This is a genomic window from Curtobacterium sp. MCJR17_055, assembly GCF_003224335.1.
Lineage (GTDB): Bacteria > Actinomycetota > Actinomycetes > Actinomycetales > Microbacteriaceae > Curtobacterium.
Window position 1 is genome coordinate 196,616 of sequence record NZ_QKLF01000006.1, and the last position, 21,895, is coordinate 218,510.

21 protein-coding genes and 1 tRNA gene are annotated in these 21,895 nt (G+C 72.3%); 13 read left to right on the top strand and 9 right to left on the bottom strand.

Annotation, left to right across the window (positions count from 1 at the left end; translation table 11 throughout):
• Positions 1 to 26: 26 nt before the first annotated feature.
• From DEJ16_RS14620 to DEJ16_RS14630, 3 genes are read right to left on the bottom strand one after another with little or no spacing between them, the layout of a single operon-like run.
• Positions 27 to 266: a MoaD/ThiS family protein gene (locus DEJ16_RS14620; protein WP_110825985.1), complete on the bottom strand. Its 240-nt coding sequence runs from the start codon at positions 264 to 266 to the stop codon at positions 27 to 29.
• A 4-nt stretch (positions 267 to 270) separates the two neighbouring features.
• On the bottom strand, positions 271 to 1,395 hold the full coding sequence (gene moaA / locus DEJ16_RS14625; RefSeq protein WP_258366008.1) for a GTP 3',8-cyclase MoaA: 1,125 nt from the start codon (positions 1,393 to 1,395) through the stop codon (positions 271 to 273).
• Between the two features lie 4 nt (positions 1,396 to 1,399).
• Positions 1,400 to 2,866, bottom strand: coding sequence for a glycosyltransferase family 87 protein (locus tag DEJ16_RS14630; RefSeq protein ID WP_110825986.1), 1,467 nt, complete (start codon positions 2,864 to 2,866; stop codon positions 1,400 to 1,402).
• 54 nt (positions 2,867 to 2,920) lie between these two features.
• On the opposite strand from DEJ16_RS14630, the gene DEJ16_RS14635 reads away from it, so the two are divergent.
• From DEJ16_RS14635 to pheA, 4 genes are read left to right on the top strand one after another with little or no spacing between them, the layout of a single operon-like run.
• Positions 2,921 to 4,231 (top strand): molybdopterin-dependent oxidoreductase, encoded by a 1,311-nt coding sequence (locus DEJ16_RS14635; RefSeq protein WP_110825987.1) that lies wholly within the window; start codon positions 2,921 to 2,923, stop codon positions 4,229 to 4,231.
• Positions 4,228 to 4,725: a hypothetical protein gene (locus DEJ16_RS14640; RefSeq protein WP_110825988.1), complete on the top strand. Its 498-nt coding sequence runs from the start codon at positions 4,228 to 4,230 to the stop codon at positions 4,723 to 4,725. Before DEJ16_RS14635 ends, DEJ16_RS14640 begins: the two co-directional genes overlap by 4 nt.
• 10 nt (positions 4,726 to 4,735) lie before the next feature.
• Positions 4,736 to 5,830: a bifunctional helix-turn-helix transcriptional regulator/GNAT family N-acetyltransferase gene (locus DEJ16_RS16070; protein WP_110826055.1), complete on the top strand. Its 1,095-nt coding sequence runs from the start codon at positions 4,736 to 4,738 to the stop codon at positions 5,828 to 5,830.
• A 39-nt stretch (positions 5,831 to 5,869) separates the two neighbouring features.
• A complete protein-coding gene (gene pheA, locus DEJ16_RS14650; RefSeq protein ID WP_110825989.1) occupies positions 5,870 to 6,829 on the top strand; it encodes a prephenate dehydratase in 960 nt (319 codons plus the stop codon).
• Between the two features lie 28 nt (positions 6,830 to 6,857).
• Here the strand turns inward: pheA and DEJ16_RS14655 are convergent, their stop codons facing one another.
• Positions 6,858 to 7,925, bottom strand: coding sequence for a diacylglycerol kinase family protein (locus DEJ16_RS14655; RefSeq protein WP_110826056.1), 1,068 nt, complete (start codon positions 7,923 to 7,925; stop codon positions 6,858 to 6,860).
• Between the two features lie 139 nt (positions 7,926 to 8,064).
• Here DEJ16_RS14655 and serS point away from each other — a divergent pair, with 139 nt between their 5' ends.
• The 6 genes from serS to DEJ16_RS14685 all read left to right on the top strand — a co-directional run bounded on the left by serS (position 8,065) and on the right by DEJ16_RS14685 (position 12,806).
• Positions 8,065 to 9,336, top strand: coding sequence for a serine--tRNA ligase (serS, locus tag DEJ16_RS14660; protein WP_110825990.1), 1,272 nt, complete (start codon positions 8,065 to 8,067; stop codon positions 9,334 to 9,336).
• Positions 9,333 to 10,202 carry an HAD family hydrolase gene (locus DEJ16_RS14665; RefSeq protein ID WP_110825991.1) on the top strand — a complete coding sequence of 290 codons (870 nt, stop codon included), beginning with the start codon at positions 9,333 to 9,335 and terminating at the stop codon, positions 10,200 to 10,202. Before serS ends, DEJ16_RS14665 begins: the two co-directional genes overlap by 4 nt.
• Positions 10,203 to 10,287: 85 nt before the next feature.
• Positions 10,288 to 10,372 (top strand) — tRNA-Ser (locus DEJ16_RS14670).
• A gap of 79 nt (positions 10,373 to 10,451) precedes the next feature.
• Positions 10,452 to 11,219 carry an SDR family oxidoreductase gene (locus DEJ16_RS14675; RefSeq protein WP_110825992.1) on the top strand — a complete coding sequence of 256 codons (768 nt, stop codon included), beginning with the start codon at positions 10,452 to 10,454 and terminating at the stop codon, positions 11,217 to 11,219.
• Positions 11,216 to 12,067, top strand: a complete 852-nt coding sequence (locus DEJ16_RS14680) for a helix-turn-helix transcriptional regulator (RefSeq protein ID WP_110825993.1) — start codon at positions 11,216 to 11,218, stop codon at positions 12,065 to 12,067. Before DEJ16_RS14675 ends, DEJ16_RS14680 begins: the two co-directional genes overlap by 4 nt.
• Before the next feature lie 91 nt (positions 12,068 to 12,158).
• Entirely contained in the window at positions 12,159 to 12,806 is a 648-nt protein-coding gene (locus DEJ16_RS14685; RefSeq protein ID WP_110825994.1) for a ScbR family autoregulator-binding transcription factor, read from the top strand.
• A 151-nt stretch (positions 12,807 to 12,957) separates the two neighbouring features.
• On the opposite strand, the gene DEJ16_RS14690 is transcribed toward DEJ16_RS14685, so the two are convergent.
• Positions 12,958 to 14,223 (bottom strand): AI-2E family transporter, encoded by a 1,266-nt coding sequence (locus tag DEJ16_RS14690; RefSeq protein WP_110825995.1) that lies wholly within the window; start codon positions 14,221 to 14,223, stop codon positions 12,958 to 12,960.
• Between the two features lie 84 nt (positions 14,224 to 14,307).
• A complete protein-coding gene (locus DEJ16_RS14695) occupies positions 14,308 to 14,736 on the bottom strand; it encodes a BLUF domain-containing protein (protein WP_146243648.1) in 429 nt (142 codons plus the stop codon).
• Between the two features lie 82 nt (positions 14,737 to 14,818).
• Between DEJ16_RS14695 and DEJ16_RS14700 the strand changes: the two genes are divergently transcribed.
• The 3 genes from DEJ16_RS14700 to DEJ16_RS14710 are packed head-to-tail and all read left to right on the top strand — an operon-like array spanning position 14,819 to position 16,923.
• Complete coding sequence (locus tag DEJ16_RS14700; RefSeq protein ID WP_110825997.1) at positions 14,819 to 15,529, top strand: MSMEG_4193 family putative phosphomutase; 711 nt, start codon at positions 14,819 to 14,821, stop codon at positions 15,527 to 15,529.
• A gap of 33 nt (positions 15,530 to 15,562) precedes the next feature.
• Positions 15,563 to 16,096 (top strand): DUF3090 domain-containing protein, encoded by a 534-nt coding sequence (locus DEJ16_RS14705; RefSeq protein ID WP_110825998.1) that lies wholly within the window; start codon positions 15,563 to 15,565, stop codon positions 16,094 to 16,096.
• Positions 16,093 to 16,923, top strand: coding sequence for an SCO1664 family protein (locus tag DEJ16_RS14710; protein WP_110825999.1), 831 nt, complete (start codon positions 16,093 to 16,095; stop codon positions 16,921 to 16,923). Before DEJ16_RS14705 ends, DEJ16_RS14710 begins: the two co-directional genes overlap by 4 nt.
• 70 nt (positions 16,924 to 16,993) lie before the next feature.
• Here the strand turns inward: DEJ16_RS14710 and DEJ16_RS14715 are convergent, their stop codons facing one another.
• From DEJ16_RS14715 to DEJ16_RS14725, 3 genes are all read right to left on the bottom strand, one after another.
• On the bottom strand, positions 16,994 to 19,039 hold the full coding sequence (locus DEJ16_RS14715) for a VWA domain-containing protein (RefSeq protein WP_110826000.1): 2,046 nt from the start codon (positions 19,037 to 19,039) through the stop codon (positions 16,994 to 16,996).
• 32 nt (positions 19,040 to 19,071) lie between these two features.
• Positions 19,072 to 20,460, bottom strand: coding sequence for a magnesium chelatase (locus DEJ16_RS14720; RefSeq protein ID WP_110826001.1), 1,389 nt, complete (start codon positions 20,458 to 20,460; stop codon positions 19,072 to 19,074).
• A gap of 71 nt (positions 20,461 to 20,531) precedes the next feature.
• Positions 20,532 to 21,731 (bottom strand): cobalamin-independent methionine synthase II family protein, encoded by a 1,200-nt coding sequence (locus DEJ16_RS14725; RefSeq protein WP_258366009.1) that lies wholly within the window; start codon positions 21,729 to 21,731, stop codon positions 20,532 to 20,534.
• Positions 21,732 to 21,895: the final 164 nt, after the last annotated feature.

The following is a 21,895-nucleotide window of genomic DNA, read 5'->3' on the forward strand; positions in this document are numbered from 1 at the left end:
TCCGTGTGCTGAGCTCAGGGCGCTGGTCAGCCGCCGGCGAACGGCGGCATCACGTCCACGAGTGCCACCCCGTCGAGCGACGTCGACCGGTCGCGGGTGGTGACCCCGTCGACCAGGTACGAGCACCGCTCCTGCAGCGCGGCCCAGCGCTCGGGGTCGGCAGCCTCGACCTGACGGAGGGCGGCGTCGAGCGAGTCCGCCGTGACGGTCGTGTCGTCGATGCCGACCGCGGCACGGGCGGCGGCGAAGAAGCGCAGGGTGGTCATTTCCTCATCCTCCGATCGCGCTCATGCCCCGGGTCGGGTGCACGAGGCCGTCGGTGTCGTCGCCGTGGTCGCGGGGCTTCGCCCACATCGCCCGCCGCCAGCGGTCCAGGACGTCGGCGTCGTCGGCGCCCGCGCGCAGGGGACCGAGCAGGTCGGTCTCGTCGTCGGAGAACAGGCAGCTGCGGACGTGACCGTCGGCGGTGAGCCGGGTGCGCGTGCAGTCGCCGCAGAACGACTCGGTGATGCTCGCGATGACCCCGACCGTCCCGAGGTCGGCGCCGGTCGCCCGGGACCGCACCCGGTACCGCTCGGCCGGAGCGCCGTTCCGCGGGGCGTCGTCGGGGGTCAGGACGTGGTCGGCGCTGAGCAGGTCGCGGATCTGCGCGGCCGTGATCATCGTCGTGGCGTCCCAGGCGTGCCCGGGGTCGAGCGGCATCTGCTCGATGAACCGCAGCTCGTGGCCGCGCTCCAGGCACCACGCGAGCAGCTCGGACGCCAGGTGGTCGTTCACCCCGCGCAGCAGGACCGCGTTGATCTTCACCCCGAGGCCGGCGTCGGCCGCGGCGGCGATCCCCTCGAGGACGCGGTCGAGGAACGGGCGCCGGGTGACCTCGGCGAAGACGTCCGGGTCCACGGTGTCGAGCGAGACGTTCAGCCGGTGCAGTCCGGCCGCTCGCAGCGCTGCCGCGCGACCCGCGAGTCCGATCGCGTTCGTGGTGAGGGACAGCTCGAGGTCGGGGTGGGCCGCCGCGCACCGGGCGATGACGTCGACGAGGTCCTTGCGGAGGAGCGGTTCACCGCCCGTGAAGCGGACCTTGCGGATGCCGAGCTCCCGCGCCCCGAGGCCGACGAGCCGGGCGATCTCGTCCACGGACATGAGCGCTGCGTCGGGCGCGAAGGGCAGACCCTCGGCCGGCATGCAGTAGGTGCAGCGGAGGTTGCAGCGCTCCGTCAGGGACACCCGCAGGTCGACGGCGTACCGGCCGAACCGGTCCACCAGGCCCGGGTCGCCGTCGGGCCGGGGCGGGAGACCCGGATGCTGTGCGACCAGGGGGTGCACCGCGGTGTCCGTCGCTCCCGGACGCACACGGCTCAGCAGACCCGTCGAGGGGAGCATCTGGGCCGGCATGTCGTCAGGATACGTCGCGGGGACCGCGGCTCGCGTCTCCGGCGGGCAGCGGGGCTCCCGGGCTCCGGCCGAGCAGGCGGTCCCGCCACCGGAGCCAGTCCTCGCGGCGCGTGCGGACGAGGGTGACGACGAGCACGACGGCGATCGCGGCGAGCAGCCACCACCGGTAGGCGACGACCGACGGCCACACCCCGCGCAGCGCGATGGCGAGCGTCAGGGACAGCCACTCCCACCGGCCGGAGAGCACCACGAACGGGATGAGCAGCAGCGCGTACCAGGGGTAGCGCGGGGTCACCGCGAGGAAGGTCACGCCGATCATGAACACTTGCCCGGACCACGGGTTCGCGGGGTCCGACAGCCGCCAGGCGATGACCGCCGCGACGAGGACGATCAGGCCCACGGCGATCGTCGCCGCGTCGCCGGGCAGGACCTCCGCCACCAGGGCGAAGCGCGAGCCGTCCTCGTAGCCCTCCTCCGACAGGTAGCCCGGCAGGTACCCGAGCACCTTCGGCCCGGTCGAGAGCACGTACGGCACGTAGAGCAGCCCGAACACGGCGATGCCGACCGGGATCGCCCACCAGCTCCGCCACCGGCCGAGCAGTGCGGGGTAGACGATCGCCGGGATGAGCTTCGTCGCCGTCGCGGCACCGAGCGCGATGCCGCCCCAGATCGGCCGACCGAAGGCCACGAGCACGGCACCCGCGGTGGCCAGCGCGGCCCCGACGACGTCGACGTGCGAGTTCGTCACGGCCTCGGCGGCGACGAGCGGTGACCAGGCCCACAGCGCGGCCCACCACGTCGGTCGGCCGGTCCGGCGGAGGACGACGAGCAGGCCGACCGTGACGCCGAGCGAGACGAGCAGTCCGGCGACCTGGAACGGCATGTACTGCGCCGTGGCCGGCACGAAGACCCGGACCAGGGCGAACCAGAGCTCGGCCATCGGCGGGTAGATCGTCGGGACGTCCGGACGGTTGATCGCCGTGCAGTGCCCGAGCGCGCCGTCCCCGAGTCCGCGGTACCGCGGCTCGAGCGGCTTGCACGTGCCGTCGACCTTGTCCGGGAACAACCACTCCGGGCGGAGACCTGCCAAGGCCTCGGACTGCGGCGTGTGCGCGTAGGGGGACACGCCCGCGTGCTGCACGATGCCGTCCCAGGCGTAGCGTGCGGAGTCGGTGCTCGTGTTCGGCGGGCCGACGAGGGCCGCGATGCCGACCACGACCGCCCCACCGAGCACGATCCGCGTCACGAGGTGCGGCGGCACGAACCTGAGCGCCAGCACGGAAGCCGCGAAGACCGTCCAAGCGATGAGCGTCCAGGTGACGAATGGAGAGCGATGACCCTCCCGGAGGAACCCCAGATGCGTGACACCCACGGCGATCACGGTGCCGAGCGCGAGCACGCCCACGACGGCGAGCAGCGTGGCGACGAGCCCGGTCGAGGGTCGGCGGCCGGGGCGCAGTCGTTCGCTCATGGTCCGTCGAGGCTAGCGGGCGTCCAGCGCCTCCTCCTGGACGCACGGAGCGTGATGGCGTCGCCGAACCGCACCGCGCGCTCGGCGGTCGTCACCGGTCGGCTGCTCGGGATCGCGTTCCTCGTCTGCTTCGCCACCGGGGTCTACAGCCACCTGCTGCAGGAACCGCCCGGGTGGATGCGCTTCCCGACCCGGCCGGTGCAGCTCTACCAGGTCACGCAGGGCCTGCACGTCACCGCCGGCATCGCCGCGATCCCGCTGCTGCTCGCCAAGCTCAACGTCGTCATGCCGGCGCTGCTCCAGACACCGCCCGTGCGTGGTGTCCTGCACGGGCTCGAGCGGCTGTCGATCGCGGTGTTCGTGGCGGCCGCGCTCATCCAGGTCGTGACCGGACTGCTCAACACCTTCCAGTGGTACCCGTGGCCGTTCCCGTTCCGGCAGGTCCACAACGCCCTCGCGTACGTCCTCATCGGCTCGCTCGTGCTGCACATCGGCACGAAGCTGCGCATCATCACGCGGTACTGGCGCTCACGGGACGCGTTCGACGAGCACGGTCGGTTCGTCGTGGACGAGACGGTGGGCAGCGACCTGCCCGACCCGACCCTGCAGGCCCGTCCCGGCCTGGAGGCCCGCCCTCCCGCCGCCGCGACGTCCCGCGGGTTCGTCGGTCGCCTCCACCGCTGGATCGACGGCGCTCCGCCGGTCGCGGACCGTGCGGCACCGGACCCGGCCGCCGACGCCGACGCCGACGCCGAAGGCGGGCGCCAGCGTCTCGCCCGCCGCGGGTTCATCGCGGGTGTCACGGCGGCCACGGCCGGCGTCGTCGTCCTCACGGCCGGCCAGTCGTCGGTGCTCGCCGAGCCGTTCAACGTCTTCGCTCCCCGTCAGCGGCACATCGGGCAGAACGGGCTGCCGGTGAACCGGACGGCTCGCGCCGCCGGGGTCCTCGCCACGGCGACCGCCGCCGACTGGGCCCTCACCGTCGCCGGCCCGGCGGTCAGCCGCACGTTCTCACGCGCCGAACTCGTCGCCCTGGGTCAGGCCGAGGCGCGGCTCCCGATCTCGTGCGTCGAGGGCTGGAGCCAGATGGCGAGTTGGAAGGGCGTCCGGATGCGCGACCTGCTCGTGGCGGTGCAGTCCGACCCGGACGTACGCGTGCGGGTGACGAGTCTGGAGCAGCACGGCGGATACCGGGTGATGGAGATGGGGCCGGAGTACACCGCCGACCCGACCACCCTGGTGGCCCTCGAGCTCAACGGTGCGACGCTCGACCTGGAGCACGGGTTCCCGGCGCGGATCATCGCCCCCGGACGACCCGGCGTCCTGCAGACGAAGTGGATCGAACGGATCGAGGTCATCGCATGAGCGCGGTCCCCACCGCCGAGCGTCCCGACCGGCGGATCCGGGTGGCGCGGACCGTCCTCGTGGTCGTCGGCGTGCTCGTCATCGCCTTCGGGGCGTGGGTCCTGCTGACCTCGGTCCGGACGGACCGGATCGGCGGCCTGCTCGTGTGGCTGCTCGCCGCGGTCGTGCTCCACGACGCCGTGCTGTCGCCGTTCGTGCTCGCCGTCGGCGCGGGGCTCCGTCGGGCAGGGCGCACGCTCCGCACGTGGGTGCTCGTGGTCGTGCAGGCCGCGGTCGTCCTCGGCAGCGTGCTCGCGCTCGTCGCCGTGTCCGAGATCGTCGCGAAGTCGCAGGGCACAAAGAACCCCACGGTCCTGCCGTTCGACTACACCGCGCGGCTGCTCGTCGTCGAGGGGGTGCTCGCCGCCGTCGTCGTGGTCGTGCTCGTGGTCGGCGTGGTCACCGCTCGGCGTCGTCCGGACGATGCTGTGGTTGCAGCGACAACCTCTCCGTAGGATGAGCGGCATGACCGACGACACGCCCTGGCTCTCCCGTGAGCAGCTGCGTGCCTGGATGGGGTTCGTCGCCGTCATGGAACTCCTGCCCGCAGCGCTCGACCAGCAGCTCCAGCGCGACGCCGACCTGACGCTCTTCGACTACATGGTCATCGCGATGCTGTCCGAGCGGGACTCCCGCACCCTGCGGATGTCGGTCCTCGCGTCGGCCACGAACGCGTCCCTCCCGCGCCTGTCGCACGTCGTGTCGCGCCTCGAGAAGCGTGGGCTCGTCGCCCGGTGCCCGTCCTCCGAGGACCGCCGCGCCACCGACGTCCGGCTCACCGACGCCGGCTTCGACCACATCGTCGCCGCCGCGCCGGACCACGTCCGCACCGCCCGTCGTCTGGTGATCGACGCGCTCACCGACGAGCAGGTCGCCGAGCTCGACACGATCTCCCGCGTGCTCCTCGCCCGGGTCGACCCCGAGGGCCGGTTCGCCGCGGTCAGCGACATGCCCGGTGGGGACGGAGCCGGTGCGGAGGGCGCGTCCTGCGACGAGGTGGTCGCCGCCACCGAGATGTGCGAGGCGCGGATGACCGGCACCGCCGACGACTCCCTGCCGAGCACCGTCGACGGCATCGGGTACCGCGCGGCCACCGCCGACGACGTGCCCCTGCTCCGCCGGGCGACCCTCGACGCGATGAACTGGTCGGGGGAGCGGTTCGCCGACGCCGACCTCGACCGGCCCGAGTTCGCCCACTACTCCGCCGCGTTCGACCCCGAGCGGCCCGGCGCCGCCGACCTCGGGGTCGTCGCGACCGACGACGACGGGCCGGTCGGCGTCGCGTGGGCGGTGCACCTGCCCGCCGAGGACCCCGGGTACGGGTTCGTCGCCGAGGACGTCCCCGAGCTCACCCTCGCCCTCGACGCCCGGGCGCGCGGCCGCGGGATCGGCTCGGCGCTGCTCACCCGGCTCGTCGCCGCAGCCCGGGACGCCGGGTGGCCCGGGATGAGCCTGAGCGTCGAGGACGGCAACACCGGTGCGCGCATCCTCTACGAACGAGCGGGGTTCCGGACCGTCGGACGGAACGGCGACTCGGACACCATGCAGCTCGTCCTCTGAGCGGCGGACGGGGCACCGCACGCCGATAGGCTCGCCGGTATGAGCCAGGCCGCCGACTCCCCGTCCGAGACCTACAGCTACCTCGGACCGGCGGGGACCTTCACCGAGGCGGCACTCAAGCTCGTCGAGGCCGCCGCCGGGAAGCCCTGGCGGAGCGTCAACAACGTCGGCGAGGCGCTCGACGACGTCATGACCGGCCGCTCGGTCGGGGCCGTGATCGCGATCGAGAACAGCGTCGACGGCGGCGTGAGCGCCACGCAGGACGCCCTCGCCCGGATCCCCGGCGTGCGGATCGTGGGGGAGTACCTCGTCCCGGTCGACTTCGTGCTCGTCGCCCGCCCCGGCACGTCCCTGTCGGACGTCCGCACCGTGAACGCCCACCCGGTCGCCTACGCCCAGACGCACCACTGGCTCGAGGCGAACCTGCCGGGCCACGGGCACATCCCGGCGTCCTCGAACGTCGCCGCGGCGGCCGTGCTCCTCGACGACCACCCGACCGCGGACGCCGCCGTCGCCCCGCCCGGCATCACGGACCACTACGACCTCGCCGTGCTCGCCGACTCGATCGGCGACAACGCGAGCGCCGTCACGCGGTTCGTGCTCGTCTCGAAGACCCTGGCGATCCCGCCGCGGACCGGGTCCGACAAGACGAGCGTCATCGTCGAACTGCCCGCGGACCACCCCGGTGCCCTCGTCGACATGCTCGAGCAGTTCGCCACCCGGGGCATCAACATGGGGTTGCTGTCCTCGCGTCCGATCGGCGACGAGCTCGGCCGCTACCGGTTCGTCATCGACCTGGACGGCCACGTCCACGACGAACGCGTCGCGGACGCCCTGCTCGGTCTCCGCCGGTTCAGCCCGCGCGTGACCTTCCTCGGCTCGTACCCGCGTGCGGACGGCCTCCGGTCCGAGGTCTCACCCCGCTACTCCAACCAGGCCTTCGTCGAGGCGCGCGACTGGCTGCGCGCGATCGTGAGCGGGGAGCCGGACGCGGGCTGAGCCTCCCGTCCGACACCCCCGCGCGCGGTCAGCGGCGGCGGGTCGCCCGCGTCTGGTCCTCGGGTCCGGCCACGCGGACCGTCAGACCGCCCGCGTCGATCTTCGCCCGGAAGGCGCGGACCTCGCCCACCGGGTCGCCGTCGATCTCGAACTCCTCGGCACGCTCGAGCCGCGCGGTGAACTCCTCGCCGCGCAGGTAGCGCAGCGGACGCTCGTCGCGGGTCTTCGTGACGATGGTCTTGCCGATCTCGGTCTTGCCGAGCGCGGAGCGACGGAAGCGGCGGAGGATCGCGTTCTCCCAGAACACGCGGGCCCCGATCCGGACCCAGCCGAAGAACCCGTGCGGACGCATCACGACGACGTCGAAGTAGCCGTCGTCGATCTCGGCGTCCGGCAGCAGGGTCGCGCCGGCCTGCAGCATGCCGCAGTTGCCGACGATGAGCGAGTGGGCGCGGACCGACCGGGTGCTCTGGCCGTCCAGGCGGTAACGGAACTCGATGGCGTCGGAGTCCCGCAGCGACCGGACGAGCGAGTCGACGTACGCGAGCCAGCCGACCTTCTTCTTCAGGTCGTCGTTCGTGTTCACGAGCATCCGTGCGTCGAGCCCGAGGCCGGCCATCACGAGGAAGCCGAACTGCTCACGCGAGCCGTCGGGGCGCTCGACGTGCACCGTGCCCATGTCGATCTCGCGGTCCTCGCCGTGGAAGATCGTGTGCGCGCTGGCACCGAGGTCGTCGATCGGCGCGGGGATGTTGCGGGCGAGCAGGTTGCCCGTGCCGCTCGGCAGCAGGGCGAGCGCCGCGTCGGACCCGTGCACGACCTCGGCGACGGCGCGGACCGTCCCGTCACCACCGGCAGCGGCGATGACGTCCGCACCGGCCTCGAGTGCCTGGCGGGCCATGCCGCCGCCCGGGTCCTCCTCGCTCGTGGCGTACCACTTGGTCTCCGACCAGCCGGCCTCGCGCTGGTACCGGTTCACGGTGCGCTTCAGGGTCGGCAGGTGGACCTTGACGGGGTTGTAGATGACTGCGGCGGTGCGCTGGTCCGTGGCAGGGGCGTCCTCCGGCACGGCGGTGGCTTCCGAGGGCGTCGACATGCGGTCAACGCTACCGGGCACCGGCTGCGCGGTCCGGAACGTGACCACGTCCGGGACGGGAGCGCGGGTCGATCCGGTGCCGGGCCTCCCGTCCGGTGCGTCCACCGATCTGCCACCGGCTCCCCGGTAAGCTGGGGCGGTGATCGACCCCCAGCTGTTGCGCGACGAACCGGACCTCATCAAGGCCTCGCAGGCGGCGCGCGGCGCCTCCGTCGACGTCGTCGACCAGGCCGTCGCCGCGGACGCAGCGCGACGCAGCGCCATCACCGCGTTCGAGGCGCTCCGCGCCGAACAGAACGCGTTCGGCAAGACCGTCGCGAAGGCCCCGAAGGACGAGAAGGCCGCGCTCGTGCAGCAGGCGCAGGCGCTCGCCGCGAAGGTGAAGGAGGCGCAGGCCACCGTCACCGCCGCCGAGGACACCTTCAACTCGGTCGTCCGCGCCATCCCCAACGTGGTGCTGCCGGACGTGCCCGCCGGTGGCGAGGACGACTTCGTCACCCTGCGCACCGTCGGCACGAAGCCGTCGTTCGCCTTCGAGCCGAAGGACCACGCCGACCTCGGTGAGTCCCTCGGCATCATCGACATCGCCCGCGGCGTCAAGGTCTCCGGCTCGCGGTTCTACTTCCTCAAGGGGATGGGCGCCCGCCTCGAGATCGCGCTCATGTCGCTCGGCCTCGACCGCGCCGTGCAACACGGGTTCGAGCCCCTGATCACGCCCACCCTCGTGCGCCCCGAGACGATGGCCGGCACCGGCTTCCTCGGCGAGCACGCGGCCGAGGTCTACCGACTCGAGGCCGACGACCTGTACCTGACCGGCACGAGCGAGGTCGCCCTCGCCGGGTACCACGCGGACGAGATCCTGCAGTTCCCGTCCGAGGACGACCCGGCCCTCCGCTACGCCGGTTGGTCGACCTGCTACCGGCGCGAAGCCGGGTCGGCGGGCAAGGACAACCGCGGCATCCTCCGGGTGCACCAGTTCAACAAGCTCGAGATGTTCGCCTACGTCCACCCGGACCAGGCCGACGCCGAGCACCAGCGGCTCATGTCGTACCAGGAGTCGATGCTGCAGGACCTCGGGCTGCACTACCGCGTGATCGAGACCGCCGCGGGTGACCTCGGCACGAGTGCTGCGCGGAAGTACGACCTCGAGGCATGGGTGCCGACGCAGGGCACTTTCCGCGAGCTGACCTCGACGTCGAACTGCACGACGTTCCAGGCCCGCCGCCTCGACATCCGGTACCGCACCGAGAGCGGCAAGACCGCGCCGGTCGCGACCCTCAACGGCACGCTGGCCACCACCCGCTGGCTCGTCGCGATCCTCGAGACGCACCAGCAGGAGGACGGCTCGGTCGTCATCCCCGAGGTCCTCCGGCCCTACCTGGGCGGCGTCGAGGTGATCGAGCCCCGATGAGCTCCTCACGCGGCTTCGTGGACGGGTCCGACGCGGCATCGGGCCGGGACGCCGCTGCGCCCGCGCGGGTGAAGCGCTGGCTCGTCGCGCTCGACATCGACGGCACGACCATGCGCGAGGACGGGGTCATCACCGACACCGTCATCCGGGCCGTCCGCGACGCCGAGGCCGCCGGGCACGAGGTCATGCTCTCCACCGGCCGCAGCGAGGGCATGACCGTCCCGCTGCTCGAGCAGCTCGGCATCGAGCCGCGGTACCTCGTCTGTGCGAACGGCGCGCTCACGCTCGAGCGCACCCCCGACGGCGCGTACGAGCGCGTCCACGTCGAGACCTTCGACCCGACCGAGGTCCTGCAGACCATCCGCGGGGCCCTGCAGAACGGTGCGTACGGCGTCGAGGACGAGACCGGCCACTACCTGCTGTCCGGCGACTTCCCCGACGACACCATGACCGGGTCCGGCGACCACGTCGACTTCGAGCAGCTGCTCGGGGTCCGCGCCACCCGCGTCGTCGTCATCTCCCCGGAGCACGGGCTCGAGGAGTTCCTGCAGATCGTCGACCGGATGGGCCTGCACAAGGTCTCGTACACCGTCGGCTGGACGGCCTGGCTCGACATCGCGCCGGAGGGTGTCACGAAGGCGACCGCCATGGAGCGGGTCCGCGAGTGGCTCGACATCCCGCGCTCCCGTGTCTTCGCGGCCGGTGATGGACGCAACGACATCGACATGCTGCGGTGGGCCTCGACCTCCGGCCGTGGTGTCGTGATGGGGCAGGCGCCGGACGACGTCGTCGACGCCGGCAGCGAGATCACCGGTGGCGTCACGGACGACGGGCTCGCGGCGGCGCTCGACACCCTGCCCCGCTGAGGCGCGCGCGGGCGCTCCGCCGCCGGACGGGAGGCCCGGTAGACTGCTCGGGACGCGGTCACGTCTCGCCACGTGGTCGCGTCACGGAGGGTTGTCCGAGTGGCCGATGGAGCCTGTCTTGAAAACAGGTGGGCAGAGATGTCTCGTGGGTTCGAATCCCACACCCTCCGCACCGTTCCCCGTCCGTCAGCCCTGACAGGTCCTCCGGGGGCCCCGGGACCGTCCGCAGCGTCGACCTAGCGTCGAGGCATGGACATCACCACTCGCTCAGTCGTCATCGTCGGTGCCACCTCCGGCATCGGCCTCGAACTCGCCCGGCGCTTCCGGGACGCCGGCAGCTCGGTCGTCATCGGCGGCCGCCGGACCGACCTGCTCGACCAGCTCCGTGCCGAGGGCTTCGGTACCGTGGCGGTCGACGTCACCGACACGGCGTCGGTCGCAGCCGCACGCGACTCCGTGCTCGACCTCCTGCCCGATCTGGACACCGTCGTCACGATGTCCGGCATCGGGCTCCCCGAGGACCTCCGCGACCCGGCGCACTTCGCCGACGCCGAGCGGACGATCGACGTCAACGTGCTCGGCACCATCCGGGTCGTGGACGCCTTCACCCCGCACCTGCTCGCGCAGGGGAGCGGCACGATCGTCACCGTGAGCTCGGGCATCGGCTTCCTGCCCTTCCCGCTCATGGCCTCGTACGGTGCCTCGAAGGCGGCCGTCCACGCCTACAGCGAGGCACTCCGTGCACAGCTCGCCGGGACGGGTGTCGACGTCGCCGAGCTCGTGCCGCCGGCGGTCGCCACGAGCATGGGGACCAGCAACCCGAACGCGCTCGACCTCGGGGCGTTCGGCGCCGAGGTGATGACGCTCCTGGCACAGGACCCGACGCCGCACGAGGTCCTGGTGCAGGGTGTCCTCATGCACCGGTGGGCGGAACGCGACGGCACCTACGACGACCTCGTCGCGCAGCGGTCGCGCGCGCTCGCGACGCTGCCCGGCCGGACCGGGACGGCCGCATGACCGCAGGCGGAGGCCCGGACGACGCCCCGACGAACCTGCTCGGCGCGTACCTGCAGGCACGACGTGGGCTCGTGACACCCGAGCAGGCCGGCATCCCGGGCGGCGGGCTCCGCCGCGTGCCGGGCCTCCGCCGCGAGGAGGTCGCCATGCTCGCGGGTGTCAGCACCGACTACTACCTGCGACTCGAGCGGGGTCGGGACACCCACCCGTCGCCGCAGGTCCTCGACGCACTCGCCCGCGTGCTCCGGCTCGACGACGTCGAACAGGCGCACCTCCGGCACCTCGCCGAGCCCGTCCGCCGGAGTCGACCCCGCCGGAGCGCCGAGCGGGTCCCCGCACGGCTGCACGCACTCCTCGCCGCGGTCGACGTCCCCGCGTTCATCGAGGGGCGCGCGTTCGACGTCCTGGCGGCGAACGACCTCGCGACCGCGTTCTCGCCCCGACTCCGGGTCGGTGCGAACCGACTGCGGTCGCTGCTGCTCGACCCCGAGGAGCGGGCGTTCCACCGCGACTGGGACCGTGCGGTCGCGCAGTTCGTCGGGGCGTTCCGGCGGTCGGTCGCGGACGACGTGCAGGACCAGCGGGTCGTCGAACTCGTGGGCGAGCTGTCGCTCGCGAGCGGACGCTTCCGGCAGCTCTGGGCGCGTCAGGACGTCCGGGCGCTCGAGGGCGGGTCGGTCACGGTCGAGCACCCGGTCGTCGGCGAGCTGCACCTGCACCGGGACAAGCTGCCGGTCGAGGGCCTCGTCCTCGTGCTCTACTACGCGGACCCGGGGAGCGAGAGCGCCGAGCGGCTCGGGCTGCTCGCGGCGCTGACGCAGGAGGCACCGCCGCAGTCAGTGGTGTGAGGAGTCTTCGCTTCCGCGGTAACGTTGTCACAGGCGTGCACCGGTCGTTCTGTCCACGCCCAGCACCAGGGACCACGGGGGAACGAAGACCATGACGATGCCGACCTCCGTGCCCGGACGCGGGACCGACCGCCGGACCGCGATCCTCGACGCGGCGGCCGTCGAGTTCGACCGGGAGGGATTCGGCGCCGCGAGCATCGCCGGGATCGCCAAGGCAGCCGGGGTCAGCCAGGGCGCGATCCACTTCCACTTCCGGACGAAGCAGGCGATCGCGCTCGGCGTGATCGACGAGCAGAACGCCCGGACCTTCGCCGCCGTCACGTTCGCCGACCCCTCACCGCTCGGCGGACTCGTCGTGGCGTCGCGGACGATCGCCGGGCTCCTGCTCGAGGACCCCGTGGTGCGTGCCGGCATCCGGCTCTCGCTCGAGAACCGCGTCTTCTCCGGCGCCACCTCCGCCTTCTACGACCAGTGGATCGCGAGCGTCGTCGACGTCTTCCGGCTCGCCGTCGCCGCGGGCGAGGTCGACTCGACCGTCAGCGCCGATGCGCTCGGCGCCACCGTCGTGCCGTGGTTCACCGGCGTGCAGCTCGTCTCGGACGTCCGTGCTGCCCGGACGGACCTGCTCCCGGCCGTCGGGACGATGTGGCGCGTGCTCGCCCACGCCTGCGTGGCCCCGGCCCACCGCGCCCGCCTGCTGGCGGTCGTCGACCGCTCGTTCGCCTGCCCGCCGGTCTGACACCGACGCCTCGGGCGCGACCATCGCGACCGACGGCACGCATCGTGCAGCCGCGAGAGTGAGCACGACGGGCGAGAGCGCGGAAGCACAGGAGGCCCGGACCGGCCCCGGCGGGCTGGTCCGGGCCTCCTGTCCGGAGCCGGTGGCGGCGTCAGCCCGCCTTGGCGGCCTTCGCGGCCTGCTTCGCGCGGGCCTTCTCCGCCTTCTCGCGGCGTTCCGTGCGGGCCTTCTGTGCCTTCTCGCGACGCTTCGCGCGCTTGTTCGCGCGCTCGTGGTCCTCGACGTCCTCGGAACGCTTCTGGCGCCACGGCTCGGCGGCCAGGTCCGGGCCGTCCCAGACCTTCACCGCACCCCATGCGGCGGCGAGGAGCGGCACCGAGATGATCGCGCCGGTGATGCCGGCCAGGACGGTGCCGGCGGTCAGGCCGATCAGGATGACCAGACCGTGCAGGCGGAGCGTCTTGCCCATGAGCACCGGCTGGAGGAAGTTGCCCTCGAGCTGGTTGACGACCACGACGATGCCGATGACGAACAGCGCCTGGACCGGACCGAGCGCGACGAGGGCGACCAGCGCGGCCAGGATGCCCGCCGCGGTGGCGCCGACGATCGGGATGAACGCCGTGATGAACACGATGACGGCCAGGGGCAGCGCGAGGGGGACACCGACGATGGCGATGCCGACGCCGATACCGATCGCGTCGACTGCCGCGACGGTGGCGGTGCCACGGACGTAGCCGCCCAGGGTGGAGACGACGCGGTCACCGACGCGGCGGGCGCGGGTGTACGAGGCGCCGGTGAAGGGACGGAGCAGGAACTCCCAGATGCGGGGCCCGTCCTTGAGGAAGAAGAACAACACGACGATCATCAGCACGAGGCCGGTGAGGAAGTTCGCGGTGGCGGAGGCACCGGCGAGTGCGCCCGAGCCGAACTGCGCGCTCGTGACGAAGTCGGTGGCCGTGTTGACCGCGTCGTCGACCTGCGAATCCGAGATGGCGAACGGCAACGTCGTGCTGAAGTCCTGCAGCTGCTGGAACCCCTGCACGGCGGACTTCTGCAGGCTCAACCACTGGTTCTCGACGGCGACGACGATCAGGTAGCCGAGCAGTCCGAGCACGACGAGGACACCGAGGAGCACCGTCAGCGTCGCGAAGACGGACGGGAAGCCGTGCCGACGGAGCCAGGACACGACCGGGTGCATGGCCGAGGCGATGATGAGCGCGAGGAGCACCGGGATCGTGACGACGCTGAGCACCTGGCTCGCGTACACGATGCCCGCGACGATGACCAGGATGATGATGACCTGGAGGCACCGGGTCGCGAGCTTGCCGAACGAATCGGACCACGCGGCCCGCGCGCCGGTCAACGGCTCCGTCGGGGGAGTCGCGGGCGGGGCTGGGGTGGAACGGAAGAACGGCATGTCGCCGACCGTACAGACAGAACGGTGAGCGCGCCGCGGTGGAGCGCGTCGCGGTGGACAGTGCAGACCTGTGGACGGGAGGTGTCAGTCCTCGACCAGGTCCCGGTCGCGGAACCACTTCAGGAGCCAGGCGGCGCTGGTGCGGTCGAAGGACGGCGCGAACTCGAGCGTGCCGGACAGGAAGGGGCTGAAGCCCTCCTCGGCCGCGATGTCGGCGTCGTCGAGGCCGCGGTACGCCATCGACCAGCCGTCGAACCGGCGGTGCTCGATGTCCTCACGGATCAACGACCGGATCGTGTGGTGGCGCGGGTCCCGCTCGATCGCGGCGAACCGGTCGTCCACGCTCCACGCCGGGCCCTCCAGGAGCTGCATGAACCGGCCGCCCTTGACGACGAGCAGCCCGGAGACGCCGAGCGCCTCGTTGCGCAGGCGTGCACCGGCGAGCATCTCGGCGAGCTCGTCCTCCCGGAACTCGTGCGTCGCGACGCTCATGTAGACGATGGAGACCAACACACCTCGATTCTCGCGGGTCCGCGGATCGCGCGCACGTGCCTGTCCGCTGGTCGCACCGTCGGGCGCGCCTAGGATCGTCCCCATGGCGACCGTCCTCCTCGTCCGGCACGGGCGCACCACCGCGAACGCGACCGGACTCCTCGCGGGCCGGACCGCCGGCGTCGCCCTCGACTCCGTCGGCAAGCGCCAGGCAGCTGCGACCGCCGAGCGGATCGCCGCGGTGCCCCTCGCCGCGGTCGTGTCCAGTCCGCTGGAGCGCTGCCGACAGACGGCCCGCGCGATCACGGCGTTCCAGCCGGGCGAGCCGCAGCAGCTCGTCGAGCGGGGCATCATCGAGGCGGACTACGGCGACTGGCAGAACCGGGCGATCAGCGACCTCGCGAAGGAGCCGCTCTGGCGGGTGGTGCAGGCGAACCCGAGTGCCGTGGTCTTCCCGGGCGGGGAGTCGATGCAGACCATGCAGTCCCGAGCGGTCGCGGCCGTCCGGCGCCTCGACGCGCAGATCGAGGCCGAGCACGGCGCGCACGCGGTCTGGGTCGCGGTGAGCCACGGCGACATCATCAAGTCCGTCCTCGCCGACGCGCTCGGCATGCACCTCGACCTCTTCCAGCGCATCGCCGTCGGGCCGGCCTCGGTGTCGATCGTCCGGTACGGCGAGCAGCGGCCCGAGGTCGTCGCGACGAACACCGAGTCGGGTGACCTCTCGTGGTTGGCACGGGCAGCGGCGCCGACGGGGGACGCACCGGTCGGTGGCGGCGCGGGGCACGAGGACACCGAGCGACCGACTCCCTGAACGGACGGAGGCGGTCGCTCCTACAATGCGGGTATGCCCCCCATCGTCCACGGCTTCGACTGGCCGGACAGACTCGTCGTCGGAACGATCGGGCTCCCGGGCGAGCGGTCGTTCTACATCCAGGCCCGAGACGGCCGCCGCGTCGTGAGCGTCGCCATCGAGAAGGAACAGTCGGCCGTCCTCGCCGACAAGATCGACGAACTCCTCGACGAGGTCGCGACGGTGGAGGACAACCGCTTCAGCGTCCCCGACGCCGCACCCGCCGAACTCCGTGACGGCGACCCCCTCGACCAACCGGTCGAGCCCGAGTTCCGCGCCGGTGCCCTGAGCCTCGGGTTCGACCCCGCGACCGCGCAGGTGGTCATCGAGGCCTACCCGATCGAGGAGGACCTCGAGGTCTTTACCGAGACCACCGGCGACGGCGACGAGGCCGAAGCGGTCGTCGAACTCCCCGAGCCGACCGAACTCCTGCAGGTCAAGATCCCGGTCGGGACCGCTCGTGCGTTCGTCGAGCGGACCCGGGAGGTCGTCGCAGCCGGTCGGCCGAACCCGCCCGAACTCGGATGACGGTCCAGCGCGGCAGCGGTGACGGCTCCACCGGCCTCGACGCCGCCAGCGCCGTGGTGCCGAGCGCACCGGGAGAGCTCCGGATCACCGGACGCATCCGCGAAGCGTCGAACGCCACCTTCATCGCCCGGCTCGACGGCGAGAACGTCGTGTACAAGCCGATCGAGGGCGAGAAGCCGCTGTGGGACTTCCCGGACGGCACGCTCGCCGGCCGCGAGGTGTCCGCCTACCTGGTCTCCGAGGCCCTCGGGTGGAACGTCGTCCCGCCGACCTGGCTCGGGGACGGCCCCTTCGGTCCCGGCATGGTCCAGCGGTGGCAGGACATCGACCCGGCGCAGGACGCCGTCGACCTGCTCCCGAGCGAGGAGGCCGCGGCCGCGCTCGCCGAGGGGACCGTGCGCGAGGTGCTCGACGCCGTCGACGAGAACGACCAGGCGGTCACCCTGGTGCACGAGGACACGGCCGTGCTCCGGCGGATGGCGGTCTTCGACGTGGTCACGAACAACGCGGACCGCAAGGGCGGTCACGTCCTCGCGATGCCCGACGGTCACCGCTTCGGCGTCGACCACGGTCTGACCTTCCACGCCGAGCACAAGCTCCGGACCGTGCTCTGGGGATGGATCGGCGAGCCGCTCACCGACGACGAGGTCGCCGGGCTCCAGCGGCTGTCCGAGGCGCTGCGCGGCGAGCTCGGCGAGACCCTCCGGGAGCACCTGACGGACGACGAGCTCTCCGCCCTCCGCGGGCGGTGCGCCGCGCTCGCCGCGGTGCGGGCGTTCCCGCCGCCGGACGGGTACGGTCCGGCCGTGCCCTGGCCGGTCTTCTGACGCGGGCCGGTCGCCGGCCGGGAGGCGCGCCTCCCGGCCGGCAGCCGGCACCTGTCGGTCCCGTCGCCGCTCAGGCGAAGCGCCCGAAGGCGCTGCCCCACAGCCCGTCGTCGCCGGAGGCCGAGCCGGACCCGCGTCTGGCGCCCAGGTAGGAGCCGACCACCGCGACGCCGAGGTTCTCGTTCTCCGGCGCGGTCACCGTGCCGTCGACCCGGCGGGCCATGCCCTCGACGAAGCGCGCCAGACCGGGGTCGTCACCGAGGCGGAAGAACGTCGTCTTCGCGCCGAGACGGTGGGCGTTCTCCAACTCACGGACGCTCAGGGCGATGGTCACCGGGTCCGGCGGGTAGCTGAAGTACACCTGCCCGTTCGGCTCGAGGTGCGACGTCGGCTCGCCGTCGGTGACGATGAGCAGGACCGGCTGCGCGTTCGGGTGCTTCCGGAAGTGGCGGTTCGCGAGCAGCAGGGCGTGGTGCAGGTTCGTCCCCTTGTCCCACATCGCGTCGAGGCCGACGAGCTGTTCGACGTCCATCACCTCGGCTTCGCGGCCGAAGGCGATGAGCTGCAGGTCGTCCCCGCGGAACCTGGTGGAGATGAGCGTGTGCAGGGCCAGTGCGGTCCGCTTCATCGGGACCCACCGGTCCTCCATCGCCATCGAGAACGAGGTGTCGACGAGCAGCGCGACGGCGGCCTGCGTGCGGGCCTCCGTCTCCTGCACCTCGACGTCCTCGATCTGCAGGCGCACACCGGCACCGGTCCGCGCTCCGTCGCCCGCGGTCCTGGTCAGGGCGTTCGTGATCGAGCGCGTGACGTCCCACGGCTCGGTGTCGCCGAACTCCCACGGACGCGTCGAGCCCGAACGGTCACCGGCGGCTCCGGCCCGGCGGAGGTCACGCGCGCCCTGCCGACCGGACATCCGCTCGGCGACGTCCTTGAGCAGGCTCTTCCCGAGCTGCCGCATGGCCCTGGGGGTGAGCCGGAGCTGCCCGTCCGTGCCGCGGCGCATCGACCCGGAGTTCCGCAGCGCCTTCTCGAGCTGCTGCAGGGTGCGGGCGTCCACGGCGGCCTGGTCGCCGAGCTGCTGCGCGAGGGCGTCGAGGTCCAGGTCGTCGAGTTCGGAGCCCGGACCGACCTGCGCGAGCTGGTCGGCGAGGGCGTCGAGGTCCGCGATGTCCTGGAAGATCCCGGTGCCGTCGCCGAGCCCGAGGCCCTGCTCGCCGTCCATGCCCTCGGACCCGCCCCAGTCCTCGCCGGGGCGCAGCGCGCGGAGGTTCTCGTCCAGTCGGGAGAGCGCGCCCATCAGCGCCGGCGAGCCGAACGCCTGTTCGGCGAGGGCGTCGAGTTCGTCGCGCTGCTCCTGTGTCATCGAGTTCCGCATCCGCTGGGCGGCGGCGGCGCGGGCGGCGAGGTCGTCGAGGAGCTCGTCGACGTCCTGGGGGTTGCTCGGGAACTGGTCACCGTGCTGCCGCATGAACGCGTCGAACTGCTCCTGCGTGTCCTCGCCGCGGCGATGCGCGTCGAGCAGGTCGTTGAGGTCCTGCATCATCTGCGCGACCGCGGCCCGGTCCTCGTCGGTGGCGTTCTCGAGCGCCTGCTTCATGCCCGCGAAGCGCTGGTCGAGCATCTCCCGGCCGAGCAGGTCCTTGATCTGCTCGTACTTTTGGCGTGCCGCGGGGCTCTTCCAGTCGTAGCCGTGCAGTTCGTTCACCGCGGCGGCGGGCGACGGCGGCAGGCTGTCGAGCTGGAGTTCGGCGAGAGCGCGGTCGCCGTCGTCCATCGCGGTGTCACGCGCGAGTTGTCCGCGCTCGGCGAGAACGGCCTCGTCGAGGAGCCGTCTGACCTCCTGCAGCGTGCCGTCGAGGTTGTTCTCGCTGGTGAGCTTGCGGCGCTTCTCGGCGACGAGCCGAGCCAGGTCGTCGAGCCCGCGCTGCGTGCGACCACCGCGGCGGAGGAACTCCCGCATCGCGCGCTCGGGGGAGGTGCCGGCCATGACGTCCTCACCGATGGCGTCGAGCGCCTCGGCGAGGTCGACGGGCGGTGCCAGGGGATCCGGCCCGCCCTCGTACTTGCCGTAGCGGCTGTCCCGGCTGAGACGACGGTTCAGTCGACTAGCCACGGGACACCCCACCGCTGTTCGGGCCCACGACGTCAGATCCCATACGCTGCTTCGCCCCCGCCGGACTCCTTGCTGATGCGCCGGGCGAGGAACAGCCCCTCCAGCGCCAACTCCACGGCGCCCGCCCGCTCGCCGTCGTTCGTGGCACCGACGCGTTCACCGATCTGGTCGTACAGGTCGGACTCGCCGAGCGACGGCAGACCGGCGAGGAAGTCCCGTGCACTGACCTGCTCGCCCGTGGTGACCATCGTGCCGGCCTCGAGCGCGTCCACGAGGACACCGAAGTCGAGCCCGCGGAAGCGTGAGCGGACGGTCTCCGCGGTCGCCGTGCGGAGCAGGTGTTCGAGCACCTCGTCGGCGCGGTCCTCTTCCCCGGACTCGAACTCGATCTTGCCGCCGAGCACGTCGACCGCGGTCTCGAGGTCGATCGGACGGGCGACCGCCTCGGGCTCGCCCTGTCGGGCGGCGCGGTGCACGGCCGCCGCCGACACGGTCTCCGCCCCGGCGATCGAGAAGCGGGCGCTGACGCCGCTGCGCTGGTCGACGGCGCTCGACTCGCGGAGCGCCCGGGTGAAGCGGGCGAGGATCTCGACGAGCGGGTCCGGGACGTCGGCGGTGAGCTGCGCCTCCTGCCGGATCACCGCGATCTCGTCCTCGAGTTCGATCGGGTAGTGCGTGCGGATCTCCGCACCGAAGCGGTCCTTGAGCGGCGTGATGATGCGGCCGCGGTTCGTGTAGTCCTCGGGGTTCGCGCTCGCGACGATGAGCACGTCGAGGGGCAGCCGGAGGACGTACCCGCGGATCTGGACGTCCCGCTCCTCCATCACGTTGAGCATCGCGACCTGGATGCGCTCGGCGAGGTCGGGCAGCTCGTTGATCGCGACGATGCCCCGGTGTCCGCGCGGGATGAGACCGAAGTGGATGGTCTCGGGGTCGCCGAGGCTGCGGCCCTCCGCGACCTTCATCGGGTCGACGTCGCCGATGAGGTCCGCGACGGAGGTGTCCGGCGTCGCCAGCTTCTCGACGTAGCGCTCGTCGCGGTGCACCCACGAGACCGGCAGCGCGTCGCCGAGGTCCTCCGCACGACGGATGCTCGCCGTGGTGATCGGTTCGTACGGGTGCTCGCCGAGCTCGGACCCGGCGATGACCGGCGTCCACTCGTCCATCAGGCCGTTCATCGTGCGGAGCAGTCGGGTCTTGCCCTGGCCGCGCTCCCCGAGCAGGACGACGTCGTGCCCCGCGATGAGGGCGCGCTCGAGCTGCGGGATGACGGTGGTCCGGAAGCCGTGCAGGCCGGGCCAGGGGTTGCGGCCCTCGCGGAGGGCGGTCAGCAGGTTGTCGCGGATCTCGGCGCGGACCGACTTCTGGACGTGCCCAGCAGCGCGGAGCTCGCCGACCGTGGAGATGTCAGGTCGGTTCACGGGCGCCACGGTACGCCTGCCCGCCGACGCTGGCGACCCTCCGGTCGCGGGCCGCGTCCGCCGGAGCGGGGTCAGCCGAACAGGCGGCGCGACGCGATCTCGGCGCCCTCGGTGAGCGCGCGCAGCTTCGCCCACGCGACGTCCGACGCGACGAACTCGTAGCTCGCGAAGGTCGCCAGTCCGCAGTCCGTGCCGGCGATGACACGGGTGGGGTCGCCCACCGCCTCGGCGGCCTCGACGATGCGGTTCGCGACGAGTTGCGGGTGTTCGAGGTAGTTCGTCGTCACGTCGATGACGCCCGGCACGAGCACGGCGTCCTCGGGCAGCGGCAGGTCGCGGAACGCCGGGAACTCGTGCGCGTGCCGCGGGTTGCCGAACGGGATGCTGAAGGACCCGACTTCTGCCCGGTACAGGTGCGGGAGCAGCACGTCGACCGGCACGTCGTCCTGGTGCGGACCCTGCCAGTTGCCGTAGCAGACGTGCAGTCGGGTCCGCTCCTTCGGGATGTTCCGCAGGGCGTGGTTGAGGGCGTCGACGTGCAGGTCCACCGCCGTGAGGAACTCGTCGAGGGTCGCGTCGCCGAAGTGGATCACGCGCTCCATCGCCAGGTCCGGGGCGTCGAGCTGGAGCACGTGGCCGCGGGCGACGATCTCCTCGTACTCGACCCGGAGCTGCTCGGCGAGGGCGAACACGTACTCGCGGTGGTCGGCGTAGTGCGGGTTGGCGTCGTCGAGCAGCAGGGTCGTGGCGACGATGCCGGGCGTCGCGGCGGAGATGAAGGTCCCCTCAGGAACACGTCCTGCCGCGGCGTTCCGCGCCAGTTCGCGCTCGAACCCGTCCAGGTCCTCGCGGATCCCGGTCCGTTCCGCGTCGTACTGCAGCAGGCCCTGTGCCACCGGGGTGTCCCACACACGGGCGAACTCGGCACCCTCGTCGATCTGTCGCGCCTGGAACGCGGCGTACCCGGGGAACTTCACCGAGTCGAGCGTCGGCTTGCGGTGGCCGGTCCCGCCGAAGCCGGTCAGTCGTTCGCGGATGTAGGTCGAGAACCCGACGCGGGGGACCTCGCCGTCGTTCACGACGTCGAGCCCGGCATCGAGCTGCGCGTCCACGGTCGCGGCGAGCACAGCGGCCGTCTCCTCGCGGAGTGCCCGCTCGTCGAAGGGTTTCCCCTGGTCACGGGCCACCAGGAGGGCGGTCAGCTCCGGCGTCCGGGGGAGCGAACCGGTGTGGGTCGTGAGGATGCGGTCGGACGAGTTCTGCAGCGGCACGCGACCACGCTACTGGCCGGGAGGCTCGTGGTGGGGTCCGCCACGGGCCTCCCGGCCAGCGGTGTGAGCGTCCCGGGAGTTGTGAGGATCCCTAGCATCCGAGAGGATGAGGGCAGAGCGGCGGAGCCTGATCGACATAGGGGGATCCGGCTCCGCCCCGCTCG